The sequence below is a fragment of the Gemmatimonadales bacterium genome (genome assembly GCA_036279355.1).
Classification (GTDB): Bacteria; Gemmatimonadota; Gemmatimonadetes; order Gemmatimonadales; family GWC2-71-9; genus DASQPE01.
In genome coordinates this window covers 140,222-152,831 of record DASUJH010000020.1, presented here as the reverse complement: position 1 = coordinate 152,831, position 12,610 = coordinate 140,222, and the positions used below count along the sequence as shown (strand labels likewise).

10 protein-coding genes and 1 tRNA gene are annotated in these 12,610 nt (G+C 69.5%); 8 read left to right on the top strand and 3 right to left on the bottom strand.

Annotation, left to right across the window (positions count from 1 at the left end):
• Window positions 1-5 precede the first annotated feature (5 nt).
• Window positions 6-446, bottom strand: coding sequence for a hypothetical protein (locus VFW66_05030; protein HEX5386044.1), 441 nt, complete (start codon window positions 444-446; stop codon window positions 6-8).
• Between the two features lie 65 nt (window positions 447-511).
• Between VFW66_05030 and VFW66_05025 the strand changes: the two genes are divergently transcribed.
• From VFW66_05025 to VFW66_05010, 4 genes are all read left to right on the top strand, one after another.
• Window positions 512-597, top strand: a tRNA-Leu gene (locus tag VFW66_05025).
• A 118-nt stretch (window positions 598-715) separates the two neighbouring features.
• A complete protein-coding gene (gene glgX, locus VFW66_05020) occupies window positions 716-2,827 on the top strand; it encodes a glycogen debranching protein GlgX (GenBank protein ID HEX5386043.1) in 2,112 nt (703 codons plus the stop codon).
• Entirely contained in the window at window positions 2,824-5,778 is a 2,955-nt protein-coding gene (gene treY, locus VFW66_05015; protein ID HEX5386042.1) for a malto-oligosyltrehalose synthase, read from the top strand. Before glgX ends, treY begins: the two co-directional genes overlap by 4 nt.
• A gap of 40 nt (window positions 5,779-5,818) precedes the next feature.
• Window positions 5,819-6,637, top strand: a complete 819-nt coding sequence (locus VFW66_05010) for a PPK2 family polyphosphate kinase (protein ID HEX5386041.1) — start codon at window positions 5,819-5,821, stop codon at window positions 6,635-6,637.
• Window positions 6,638-6,646: 9 nt separating this feature from the next.
• On the opposite strand, the gene VFW66_05005 is transcribed toward VFW66_05010, so the two are convergent.
• A complete protein-coding gene (locus VFW66_05005; GenBank protein ID HEX5386040.1) occupies window positions 6,647-7,105 on the bottom strand; it encodes a type II secretion system protein in 459 nt (152 codons plus the stop codon).
• Window positions 7,102-7,623, bottom strand: a complete 522-nt coding sequence (locus VFW66_05000) for a hypothetical protein (GenBank protein ID HEX5386039.1) — start codon at window positions 7,621-7,623, stop codon at window positions 7,102-7,104. The genes VFW66_05005 and VFW66_05000 overlap by 4 nt, the downstream gene beginning before the upstream one ends.
• 238 nt (window positions 7,624-7,861) lie before the next feature.
• Here VFW66_05000 and VFW66_04995 point away from each other — a divergent pair, with 238 nt between their 5' ends.
• The 4 genes from VFW66_04995 (at window position 7,862) to VFW66_04980 (ending at window position 12,562) form a co-directional block, all read left to right on the top strand.
• Entirely contained in the window at window positions 7,862-8,722 is an 861-nt protein-coding gene (locus tag VFW66_04995) for a prephenate dehydrogenase (GenBank protein HEX5386038.1), read from the top strand.
• A complete protein-coding gene (aroA, locus tag VFW66_04990) occupies window positions 8,719-9,993 on the top strand; it encodes a 3-phosphoshikimate 1-carboxyvinyltransferase (protein ID HEX5386037.1) in 1,275 nt (424 codons plus the stop codon). Before VFW66_04995 ends, aroA begins: the two co-directional genes overlap by 4 nt.
• Window positions 9,990-10,712 (top strand): (d)CMP kinase, encoded by a 723-nt coding sequence (gene cmk, locus VFW66_04985; GenBank protein HEX5386036.1) that lies wholly within the window; start codon window positions 9,990-9,992, stop codon window positions 10,710-10,712. The genes aroA and cmk overlap by 4 nt, the downstream gene beginning before the upstream one ends.
• Window positions 10,713-10,852: 140 nt before the next feature.
• Window positions 10,853-12,562: a 30S ribosomal protein S1 gene (locus VFW66_04980; protein ID HEX5386035.1), complete on the top strand. Its 1,710-nt coding sequence runs from the start codon at window positions 10,853-10,855 to the stop codon at window positions 12,560-12,562.
• Window positions 12,563-12,610 lie beyond the last annotated feature (48 nt).

The window sequence follows — 12,610 nt, the reverse complement described above, 5'->3', positions numbered from 1 at the left end:
GGCTGCTACTTGAATCTGACTTCGATGGCGCCCGCCGCGAATCGCGAGCCGTAGCGCTGCTCAGCGTCGGGGCCACTGATATAGCGGATCTCGCCGACCGTGTTCGCGGCCATGCGCTTGAGCTCTTCCGGGCCGCCGACGTCGTTGCCGTCGACGAGCACCCGGACCCCGACGTTGTCCGACGAGCCGGACGTGGGATCGCCATCGCTGTACATCTGTTCTCCACGAGGGCGGTTGCTGCCGCCCGCCGTGATCGCGCGCTCGCCCCGGCGCAGGAAGTAGGGACGCAGCCTGGCGACGGCGTCGTATGCGTTGCTCACCTGCGCCGCGGCGATCTCGTCCGCCGCGATGATGCTGCGGTCGTGCTTGGCGGCCTTGTTCTGTGCCGGGAGGGGCGCACACGGGGCGGCAAGCAGCAGGGCGGCAACGATCGTCAACCGAGGCATCGTGCTACCTCCGGGCGCGGTGGATGCGAGGTTTGCAAGGGACGGCAGGAAGTATATTGGGGCGAGCCCGGGTGGCGGAACCGGCAGACGCACGGGACTTAAAATCCCGGGTCGCGCAAGCGGCGTGAGAGTTCGAGTCTCTCCCCGGGCATCGCGTTACGTTGTTCCCGCTCGGCCGATGCCGCCCGCGATGCGCCACCCCTCCCGTGTTGCCCGGAGGCATGCCGCCCCGTGAAATCGCGATCACACCGCGCCGCCGTCCCCCCCGCATGATCCGCGTCTGGCCCGGTTCGCCCTCCGTCCTCGGTGCCCACTGGGACGGCGAGGGCACCAACTTCGCCATCTTCTCCGAGCACGCGACCGCCGTCGAGCTCTGCCTCTTCGCCGAGCCCGACGACGCGCGCGAAACCCAGCGGATCGGGCTGCTCGAGCGTACCGACCAGGTCTGGCACGCCTATCTCCCCGACGTGCGGCCGGGCCAGCTCTATGGCTACCGCATCCACGGTCCGTACGACCCGGAACGGGGTCACCGCTTCAATCCGGCCAAGCTGCTGCTCGATCCCTATGCGCGCGCCATCGCGGGCACGATCCGCTGGAGCGACGCGCTCTCGGGCTACGTCATCGGCCAGTCCGAGACCGACCTCGTGCCCGACGGCCGCGACAGCGCCGGTGGCATGCCCAAGTGCGCGGTGATCGAGTCGGCCTTCAGCTGGGGCGAGGACGTGCCCCTCCGCACGCCATGGAACCGGACTGTAATCTACGAGTGCCATGTGAAAGGCATGAGCATGCGGCACCCGGATGTGCCCGAGCAACTGCGCGGCACCTATCTCGGGCTCGCCACCGACCCGATCGTCGAGCATCTCGTCGGACTCGGCATCACCGCGGTGGACCTGCTTCCGATCCAGCACTTCGTGTCGGAACGCTCGCTGGTCGAGCGTGGGCTCACCAACTACTGGGGCTACAACCCGATCGGCTACTTCGCGCCCGACGTGCGCTACGCCACGGCGCGGGCGGGCCAGCAGGTCGCAGAGTTCAAGTCCATGGTGAAGCGGTTCCACCGCGCCGGAATCGAGGTGCTGCTCGACGTGGTTTACAACCACACCGCCGAGGGCAACGAGCTTGGCCCGACGCTCTGCTTCCGTGGCATCGACAATCTCGCCTATTACCGGCTGGATCCGGCCAATCCCCGCCGCTACGTCGATTTCACCGGGTGCGGCAACACCTTGAACCTCCAGCATTCGCGCACCATGCAGCTCGTCATGGATAGTCTGCGCTATTGGGTGCAGGAGATGCACGTCGACGGCTTCCGCTTCGACCTGGCCCCGGTCCTTGGCCGTGACGCGGACGACTTCAACCCGTTCGGCAAGTTCTTCGACGTGGTGCGCCAGGATCCGGTGCTCGCGCAGGTGAAGCTCATCGCCGAGCCATGGGATCTCGGGCCCGGCGGGTACCAGATCGGCCGCTTTCCGATCGGCTGGTCCGAGTGGAACGGGAAGTATCGGGATACGACGCGCGCGTTCTGGCGCGGCGACCCGGGCCAGGTGCCCGAGCTGGCGAGCCGGCTGGCCGGCAGTAGCGAGCTCTATGCCTCGAGTCAGCGCTCCCCCCAGGCCAGCGTCAACTTCATCACCTGCCACGACGGCTTCACGCTGCGCGACCTCGTGAGCTACGAGGACAAGCACAATGAGGCCAACGGCGAGGACAACCGCGACGGCACCGATCACAACCTGAGTCGCAACTGGGGCGTCGAGGGCCCGACGGAGTCGCCCGAGATCCTGCGGCTGCGCGATCGCGTGGCCCGCAGCCTGATCGCGACGCTCGCCTTCTCGCAGGGCGTCCCCATGCTGTCCCATGGCGACGAGCTGGGGCGCACCCAGCGCGGGAACAACAACGCCTACTGTCAGGACAACCCAATCACGTGGGTCGACTGGACCCTCACGTCCGCCGAGCGCGATCTGATCGCCTTCACCCGCCGGGTGCTTGCCCTTCGCGCCGCCAATCCGGTCCTCCGCCGGCGCACGTTCTTTCGGCACGAGCCGCTGGCCGGCGGCCGCGGGCGCGACCTCACCTGGCTCCGCCCCGACGGGCGGGAGATGGCGCAGGCCGATTGGGAGCATCCGCACAATCACCTGCTCGGCATGCTGATCCGGGGCCATGCCACCGACGAGCTGGACGAGCACGGCCGCCTCTTCACCGGCGAGACCGTCCTCCTTCTCGTAAACGGCGGGGGGCGCTCACGCCCATTCGCGGTGCCGCAGCTTGAGCGGCCCGGCAGCTGGATCGGGGTGCTTACCACGGGGCGTGCCGGCCGGCCAGAGCGCGGAACGGTGATGCTCATCGCGCATTCGCTCATGCTGCTCCGGCACGGGGAGGCCGGGTGACCCGCGCGCCGGGACCGTCGCGCATCCTCGCGACCTACCGGCTCCAGCTCCAGGCTGACTTCCCGCTCGCCGCGGCCACCGCGCTGGTGGACTACCTCGACCGGCTCGGCGTCACCCACATCCACGCGTCGCCCATCCTGCACGCGCGCGCCGGCAGCGCCCACGGCTACGACGTGGTCGACCCCGGCGCGCTCGACCCGGAGCTCGGCGCAGAGGCCGATCTCGAGTCGCTGGTGGCCGCGCTGCATGACCGGGCGATGGGACTGGTGCTCGACATCGTGCCCAACCACATGGCCGCGAGCAGCGAGAACTGGCGCTGGGAGCATGTGCTCGCGCACGGACCCGCGTCGCCGTACGCGCGCTGGTTCGACATCGAGTGGCGCGTGGGCGAGCGCGCGCTGCACAGCCGGGTCCTGCTCCCGGTGCTTGGCGATCTGCGCGCGCGTGTGATCGAGCGCGGCGAGTTGCGGGTGGCGCTCCGTGGCGGTGAGCTCCGGCTCACGTACTTCGAGCACAGCTTTCCGCTCGATCCGTCCACCTTTCCGCTCGTGCTCGAGCCGGCGCTCGAGGCCTGCGAGGCGGAGCTCGGTCCTGCCAACCGCGGCACGATCGAGCTTGCGGCCATCATCGCGCTCTTGCGCCGGCTCCCGCGCCGCACCGCGCGCGGCTCACGGGCCCGCGCCCGCCGGCGCCGGCAGAGCGGGGAGGGGCTCCGGCGCCTGCGGAAACTCTGCGCGCTCGTCCCCGAGGTCCGCCGGCGGATCGAGCGCGCCGCCGCGCGGATGGGACTGGGAGACGAGGGCGGCGCGCGCATGGTCCGCTTGCTCGAGGCACAGGGCTATCGCCTGGTCTACTGGCGGCGTGCGGCGCGTGAGATCAATTATCGCCGCTTCTTCGACGTGAACGACCTGGTCGCGCTCCACATGGAGGACCCGCAGGTCTTCACCCAGACCCACGCGCTCGTGCTCGACTGGCGCCGCAGCGGATATGTCGACGGATTCCGGATCGATCACCCGGACGGGCTGCTCGATCCGCTCGGCTACCTCGAGCGCCTCGCTGCGCATGCCTTTCCGGACTACGGGCCCGGCCATCCGCCGATCTTCGTCGAGAAGATCCTCTCGCCCGGCGAGCGGCTGCGCGACAACTGGCCGGTGGCGGGCACCACCGGATACCGCAACCTGAACGAGCTCGAGGCGCTCTTCCTGGACGCGGACGGGGCGGCGCAGATCGAGCGCGACTACCGCCGCGTCGTGCGCCGGCATGCGAGCTTCACGGCAGTGGCGCACGAAGCCAAGCGCCATGTGCTCGAGTCCGGACTGTCCGCCGGCGTGCGCCGACTCGCCCAGCGGCTGCACCGCCTCGCGGCCATCGCCCGCCCGCTCGGGCGGGTGCCCGTGCACGAGCTGACCCGCGCCGTCGTGGACACGATCGTCTATCTGCCGGTGTACCGGACGTACATCGACGAGCGACATCCGGTTCCGGCCGGCGAGGACCTGGCGTTGCTCGAGCAGGCGCTGGCCGCGGCGCGTGCGCGCGGGCGAGCATCCGCCGCCGCGTTCGCGGTGCTCGCAGGCGCGCTGCTCGCCACCGAGCCCGCCATGCGCACGCCGGAGCACGAGGGTCTGCGCCGCCGATTCGTGCAGCGCTTTCAGCAGGTGAGCGGTCCGGCCGCGGCAAAGGGCGTCGAGGATACCGCGTTCTACGAATACGTGCCGCTCCTCTCCCGCAACGAGGTGGGCGGCGACCCCGATTCGCCGGTCGCGGGTGCCGCCGCGGCGCTCCACGCCGCGAACCTGCACCACGCCCATTGTTGGCCGGGCACGATGAATGTCGCGACCACCCACGACACCAAACGGTCCGCCGACGTGCGCGCGCGGCTCGACGTGCTCACCGAGATCGCGGAGGAGTGGGAGGAATGCGTCTATCGGTGGCGGCGCTGGAACCGGCCGCTCCGCGCGATGGGGGCGGGCCAGCTCCTGCCCGACGCCAATACCGAGTGGCTGCTCTACCAGACGCTGGTCGGCGCGTGGCCGCTCGAGCTGTTGCCCCCGGTGCCGCACGGATTCGATGCGGTGGCCACACCCGACCCCCGTGCGCTCGCGGAGTTTCGCGGTCGCATCGCCGACTACGCGCGCAAGGCCGCGCGCGAGGCGAAGACGCATACGAGCTGGGTCGAGCCGGACCCGGAATACGAGGCGGCGCTCGACCGGTACATCGAGGGCATGCTCTCTCCCTCGCGATCCGACCAGGGCCCCGGCACGTTCCTGCCGGATCTCGTGCACTTTGTGCGCCGGGTGGCGCGGCCCGCGATGTGGATCGGTCTCGCCCGCACGCTCATCCAGCTCACCGCACCCGGCAACCCCGATCTCTATCAGGGCGACGAGCTGTGGAACTTTCTGCTGGTGGATCCGGACAACCGCCGGCCGGTGGATTTTGCCCTGCGACGTGGGCTGCTGGATGGGCTCGCGGCGCGCTTCGAGCAGCATGACGAGCGGGATGGGCTACTGCGAGAAATGATGGCCGGCCCGGAGGATGGGCGGATCAAGTTGCACGTGACGTGGCGCGCGCTGGAGGCACGCCGGTGGGCACCCGCGCTCTTCGCCGACGCGGGCTATGAGCCGCTCACGGCGGCGGGGCCGCGCGCAGGCCACGTGTTCGCGTTTCTCCGCCGCACCGCGGGGGACGTGGACGGCGCCGCCGGAGCGGGAGCCGCGGCAATCACGCTGGTGCCGCGGCTCATCACCGGAGCGGTCCAATCTCCGGCCTACGCACCGCCGCCCGCCGACTGGTGGGCCGGCACTCGCCTCATCCTCCCCCCGGACCTGCCCGACGGTCCCTGGCTCTCGGCTCTCACCGGCGAGCGGATCGCGCTCGGGCCGCGCAGTCTGGACGTCGCCTCCGCATTGGGTAGCTTGCCGGTCGCGCTGCTCCTCGGCGGGGCGTCCGTCTGAGCCGCCGCACATCCCGCTCACCCGTCGCCCGGACCGGTCGATGCACCTGAAGCCGCTGCGGCGCGGCGCGCGGCCCGCGCTCACCGATGCTTCCGCCGCGCCGCCCGCGGCACTCGCCGACGTCCCGAAGAGGGATCTCCGCAAGCGCCTCGCCGGCATCGTCGACCGGATCGCCGCCCGCCAGACCGCGCTCTTCGCCGAGGGGAAGCGCGCGCTGCTGATCGTCTTGCAGGGGCTCGACACGAGCGGCAAGGACGGCACCATCCGCCACGTCTTCGGGCCGCTCAATCCGATGGGTGTCCAGATCACAAGCTTCAAGGTGCCGACGCCCATCGAGGCGGCGCACGACTTCCTCTGGCGGGTGCATCTGGCCATACCCGCCAAGGGCATGATCGGCATCTTCAACCGTTCGCATTACGAGGACGTGCTCGTGGTCCGGGTGCATCGGCTCGCGCCGGAGCCGGTCTGGCGCGCGCGGTTCGACATGATCAACGGCTTCGAGCGCTACCTCACCGAGACCGGTACCACGGTCCTCAAGTTCTGCCTGCACATCTCGCGTGAGGAACAGCGCGAGCGGCTGCTCGCACGACTCGACGATCCCGAGAAGAACTGGAAGTTCAACGCAGGCGACTTGAAGGAGAGAGATCGCTGGACGGACTACGTGCGGGCCTACGCCGACGCGCTCCGGCTCACCAACACCGCATGGGCCCCCTGGTATGTGGTGCCAGCCGACCGGAAGCCGGTCCGCGACATGCTCGTGGCTGAGGTGGTGCGCGATACGCTCGATCGGTTGAACCCGAGGTATCCGGCCGTGGGTGCCGAGGCGCGGCAGCTCCGCGCCATACTGAGAAAGGACTGAGTCGGGCGGTCAGGTCTGGCCGTCGGGCCCCACCAGTACCACGACGAGCGCGTTCCCCTCGACGATGTAGGGCTGCCGTTTTCCCACGCCGTTGATGAGCGTGTTGAGCAGCCGCTGGTTCGTGGTGGTGAGCCGGACAGCCACCTCGTACGGGGTGTTCCCGGGCAGGTTGTTCTCGAACTGCAGCGTGTAGTCCGGCCGGTTGAACGGGAACCCGTTCACCAGGTACGGCGTGAGCTCGGCCGGCACCGTGCCCGGCGGGGCGTCGCTCGGCCACACCCCGGTTTCGTAGTACCGGCTATACGCCGAGAGGCGCACCGTTTCCATGTCGGACGTGGCCTGCGCGGCGATCGCCCGATTCTTCGCGTCGGTGAACCGGAACGTGGCAAGCGTCGCAAGGATGCCCATCACGATCATGACGACGAGCAGTTCGAGCAGGGTGAACCCGCTGCGATTGCGGCCGCTCACCGGCGCACTCGTTCGGCCAGCGTCCGGAAGCTTTCGCCGACGAAGCCACCCAGCGAATCGGTGGATTGATACGTGAGCGACAGGTCGCCGTTGCTGCCGGTGAGCACGTATCGTCCCCCGTCCACCGGCTGGAACCGGACGCCGCTCACGTCTGATCCCGCTTCACCGAGCGAGGCCGGCAACCGGCCGTGCCGCTCGCGAAACCGCTCGACGCGCCGGGCGGCCGAGGCGATACTGATCCGGAGACTCGCCTCGAGCTCCGCGTGGCTTTCGACGTGCACCGGCGGTGGAAAGAGCCACGCGGGGCGCTCGACGGCGACGTAGGCGCCGACCGATACCAGGACGAGCAGGCAGGCGCCCAGCACGGGCGAGATCGGCCCACGCTCCCGGCGCACCCGCTCGGCGGCTTGCTCCGCATCGCGCTCTTCGGCCTGGTGGCGCATCACGTCGCCGACCGCATCGTAGAGCGCCTGCTTGGGCGATGTGACGGGAGCGGGTCGGGTCATCTGTCTGGCCATGGAGTTGATCCGCGGGCACAAATTGAACCGCGCCGAAGGGCAAGACTCAGGCCAGCATGGACAGCCTCCGTTCCGACCGCCCCGGATGCGGCTAAGCCAAGCGCACGCTCCGGGTTGGCGGCGCGCGTCCGCGCTCGATGCGTGCGGGCTGGCGGGGCCGCCGTTGAGAACCCAATCGCACAACGCTACGATTCCCGCTTGCCCCGGACCATGCACAGCGCTCGCCTCTCCACCGCTCATGCCGGCCGCCGTGCGCCCTGAGTCGCTCGCCGTCATCGGCCTCGGCGCGATCGGTGGATCGGTGGCGTGGCAGGCGCGGCTTGCCGGCGTACGCCGAGTCGTTGGCTACTCTCCCGAGCGGCGCGAAGGCGTGGCCGCGGTGCGCGCCGCGGCCGTGACCGAGCTCGCCGACTCGCCGGAGCGCGCCGCGCGCGGCGCCGCGCTCGTGATTCTGGCAACGCCTCCCGCCAGTACGCTCGAGCTCATTGACCGGTTGGCGCCGCGGCTCGATGCCGGCGCGCTGCTCTCGGACGTGGCCAGCATCAAGGCAGCCGTGGTCCGCCGCGCGGTGGCGGCCGGGCTCGCCGATCGCTTCGCCGGCGCGCACCCGCTCGCCGGCACCCACGGATCCGGGTTTGCTCATGCGCGCCCCGACCGGCTGCGCGGCTGCGTCGTCTACGTGTGCGCGTCCGGAAGCGCCGCCGGGGACAACGCGGCACGTGGCGTCATGGGCTTCTGGCGTGATACGCTCGAGGCGGCGCCCGTGCTCATCGATCCCGCCGCGCACGACCGGCAGCTCGCATGGACCAGTCACCTGCCGCAGGCTGTCGCGTATCTGCTTGCGAAGCTCCTCGCCGACCGCCGGCTCGGGCCGGTGTCGTTCGGCAGCGGCGCGCGCGACACGACGCGCCTCGCCGCCAGCAGCCCGGATCTCTGGATCGATATTTTCCTGCAGAACCAGGAGCCGATACTGGAGGCCCTGGGCGAAGCCGAGGGTCAGCTCGCGAGCCTCCGGCGACTCGTCGAGGCCCGCGACGCTGCCGGGCTCCGCGCATACCTGCAGGTCGCGGCCGACTTCCGGCGGGGGCTCGAGCGATGATCGTCGGCGGCACGGTGCACGTTCCGGGTGACAAGAGCCTCACCCATCGCGCGCTCCTGCTCGCGGCGCTGGCGCGGGGCGCGAGCTACGTGGGCGGTGCGCTTACATCCCTCGATGCCCGGTCCACCGCCCGTGTGCTGCGCGCGCTCGGTGTCGACATATCGCCGCTCCGGCCGGGCGCCGTCGTGCGCGTGCGCGGCCATGGTCGTCTTCACCGTGCCACTGATCCGCTCGACTGCGGCAACTCGGGCACCACCACGCGCCTGCTGCTCGGCATTCTCGCCGCGCATCGCTTCGCCACGACGCTCACCGGCGACGCGTCGCTCCGGCGCCGCCCGATGCGTCGCGTCACCGATCCGCTCGGCCGGATGGGGGCCGAGTTCACCGAGCTGGAGGGCCGCGACGGGCTTCCGCTCACCGTGCATGGCGGCCCGCTCGCGCCGCTGCGCTACGAGATGCCGGTCTCGAGCGCGCAGATCAAGAGCGCGCTCCTGCTCGCCGGTGTCACGGCCGGAGCCGAAGTGGCGCTCCGTGAGCCCCATGGCCGGTCGCGCGATCACACCGAGCGCCTGTTGCGTGCCTTCGGGTATCACGTCGCGGAGCCGGATGGCTGGATCGAGTTCGCGCCCACGGGCCGGATCGAACCCTTCGAGATGCAAGTGCCGGGCGATCCCTCCTCGGCCGCATTTCTGGTGGGTGCTGCCATTCTCGCCGAGGCTGGCGAGCTCCGGATTGCCGGAGTGGGCCAGAACCCGACCCGCACCGGCTACCTGCGCGTGCTCGACCGCATGGGCGCGGCTGTCCGCGTCGGCGATGTGACCGAACCCTTCGACGAGCCTGTGGGCGATCTCATAGCCGGCCCGGCGGCACTCCGCGCCACCGACGTCGGAGCGGGGGAGATTCCCGGGCTGATCGACGAAATCCCGCTCCTGGCGGTGCTCGCGTCCCGCGCCGTGGGCCGCACGACCTTTCATGAGGTGGGCGAGCTGCGGGTCAAGGAGAGCGATCGCCTTGGGCTCATTGCCGCCAATCTGCGCGCGGTGGGCGCCCGGGCCGAGGCGGCCGGCGACGATCTCGTGGTTGAGGGTGGCATGGCACCGCCCCGCGGCGCCGTCCGCACGGCAGGCGACCATCGCCTCGCCATGGCCTTCGCCGTGCTCGGTACGCTTCCCGGCTCCCGCGTGAGGATCGACGATCTGGCGTGTGCCGACGTGAGCTTCCCCGGCTTTCCCGAGACACTCCGGAGCATTCGCCGGCGGGAGTCGAGGTGACCGGGAGCGTCATCGCCATCGACGGCCCCTCGGCGTCGGGCAAGTCCACGACGGCCCGCGCGGTGGCCGAGAGGCTCGGGTTTGCCCACCTCGATTCGGGCGCGCTGTATCGAGGCGTGACGCTGGTCGCGCTTCGCGAGGCCGAACACGTCGGCCGCGCGGGCGGCCCGCCGCTCGAAGCGGTAGATCCTGAAACGATCCTCCGCACCGCCGAGGAATGGGGCCTTCGCCTCCACCCGGACGGCCACGGCTTTGCCGCGTACCTTCAGGGCGAGCCTGTAGACGACGCCATCCGCGGCCCCGAGGTGACGGCGCACGTCTCGGCCATCTCGGCCGTGCCGGTCGTGAGGGAGTGGGTGAACTCGCGGCTCCGCGCGATGGTGCGCGCCGGCATGCACGTGGTGGTGGACGGGCGGGACATCGGCACGGTCGTCTTTCCCGACGCCGAGCTCAAAGTCTATCTCACGGCCACGGTCCGGGCCCGGGCCGGGCGCCGTCTCACCGAGCGCGGCCTGCCGGCCGGCGCGGGCTACGTGGAACGCGAGGCGGCTCTCCTTTCCGCTCGCGACCATGCGGACTCCACCCGCGCCGTGGCCCCTCTCCGCCGTGCCACCGACGCCGTTGATGTCGATACCACCAACCTCGATTTCGGCGAGCAGGTGGCCCTGATTGTCGCATTGGCCCGCCCGAGACTCGGCCTTTCCGATCCAAAGTCCTGATTGACGGCCACTTAGCCTTGCGGCAGAGCGAGTCTGCGGCTATCATTGCAGGCTTCCGCCGGGGCGCCTCTGCCGCGGCGGCACTTGACCCCAGCCCGCGACCCTGGGCGCGGCATCTCAAAGGACCAGCAGACTTGCCTATGCTCGATCAGGCCCGCGACACCACTCCCACCCAGATCGCGTTGCCAACCGGCCTCCGCGTTCGCCCCGATCTCTACGACGAGGAATACTCCGAGCAGGACTATGAACAGATGCTCTCGATGTACGAGGGCACCATGTCGCAGATCGCCGAGGGGGAGATCGTCAAGTCGAAGGTCCTTCGCGTCACCGAGAACGCCGTCATCCTCGACGTGGGGTTCAAGTCGGAGGGGTCGGTAGCCCTCGACGAGTTCAAGGAGCCGCCCAAGGAAGGTGAAGAGGTCGAGGTCTTCCTCGAGCACCTGGAAGACCAGGAGGGCGCCGTCGTGCTCTCCAAGAAGAAGGCCGACTTCATGCGGGTCTGGGAGAAGATCCGCGTCGCCCACGAGAGCGACCAGCCGGTCGAGGGCACGCTCATCAAGAAGATCAAGGGCGGCGTCGTGGTGAACCTCATGGGCGTGGACGCGTTTCTCCCCGGCAGCCAGATCGCGCTTCGCCGCGTGCCCAACATCGACGAGCTGCTCGGTCACACCTACGAGTTCAAGATCATCAAGCTCAACAAGCGGCGGCGGAATATCGTGGTGAGCCGCCGGGTGATCCTGGAGAACGAGCGCGCCCACAAGCGCGAGCACCTGATGAAGGAGCTGGCCGTCGGCCAGATCCGGAAGGGCATCGTCAAGAACATCACCGACTTTGGCGCGTTCATCGACCTGGGCGGCGTGGATGGGTTGCTCCACATCACCGACATGTCGTATGGCCGCGTGTCCCACCCCACCGAAATGCTTCAAATCGGCAGCGAGGTCGAGGTCAAGATCCTCGACATCGATTGGCAGCGCGAGCGCATCAGCCTCGGCATGAAGCAGCTCCAGCAGTATCCCTGGAAGGATGTCGCGGCCAAGTACCCGGTGGGGACGCGGGTGCAGGGCAAGGTGGTGTCGATCACCAACTACGGCGCGTTCGTCGAGATCGAGCCGGGCATCGAGGGGCTGGTCCACATCTCGGAGATGAGCTGGACCCGCAACGTCCGCCATCCGTCGAAGATCGTCTCCATCGGCGAGACCATCGAGGCCGTGGTGCTCAAGGTCGACGAGGCCGAGGAGAAAATTTCCCTCGGCATGAAGCAGACCGAGCAGGACCCGTGGATGGTGCTGCCCCTCAAGTACCCGGTAGGCACCCGGCTCCAGGGCAAAGTGCGCAACCTGACGAGCTTCGGCGCGTTCGTCGAGATCGAGCCCGGCATCGATGGCCTGATCCACATCTCGGACATGAGCTGGACCAAGCGGGTGCAGCACCCCTCCGAGGTGGTGAAGAAGGGCGACTCGGTCGACGTCGTCATCCTCAACATCGACGCCGAGAACAAGCGGATTTCGCTCGGATTGAAGCAGGCGCAGGACGATCCCTGGCTCCGCATCGGGGAGACCTACCCGATCAACATGGAGCTCCGGGGCCGCGTGCTCCGCCTCATGGACAAGGGCGTGGTCGTGGATATCGGCAACGACATCGAGGGCTTCGTTCCGATGTCGCAGCTCGGCATTGCGAACCTGGAGAATCCGGGCGACGCGGTGAAAGAGGGCCAGGCGGTGGACCTCAAGGTCCTCGAGGTGGATCCGATCCACCACCGGATCGTGCTCATGGTGACCAACTACCCCGACGAGCCGATCATTCCGCCGGTGCGGCCGGTGTACGAAGAGTCGGCGGTGCCGCCGGCGTAGCCAATCGGGTGTACCACCAACGGCAAAGCGGCAGCCGGAGATCCGGCT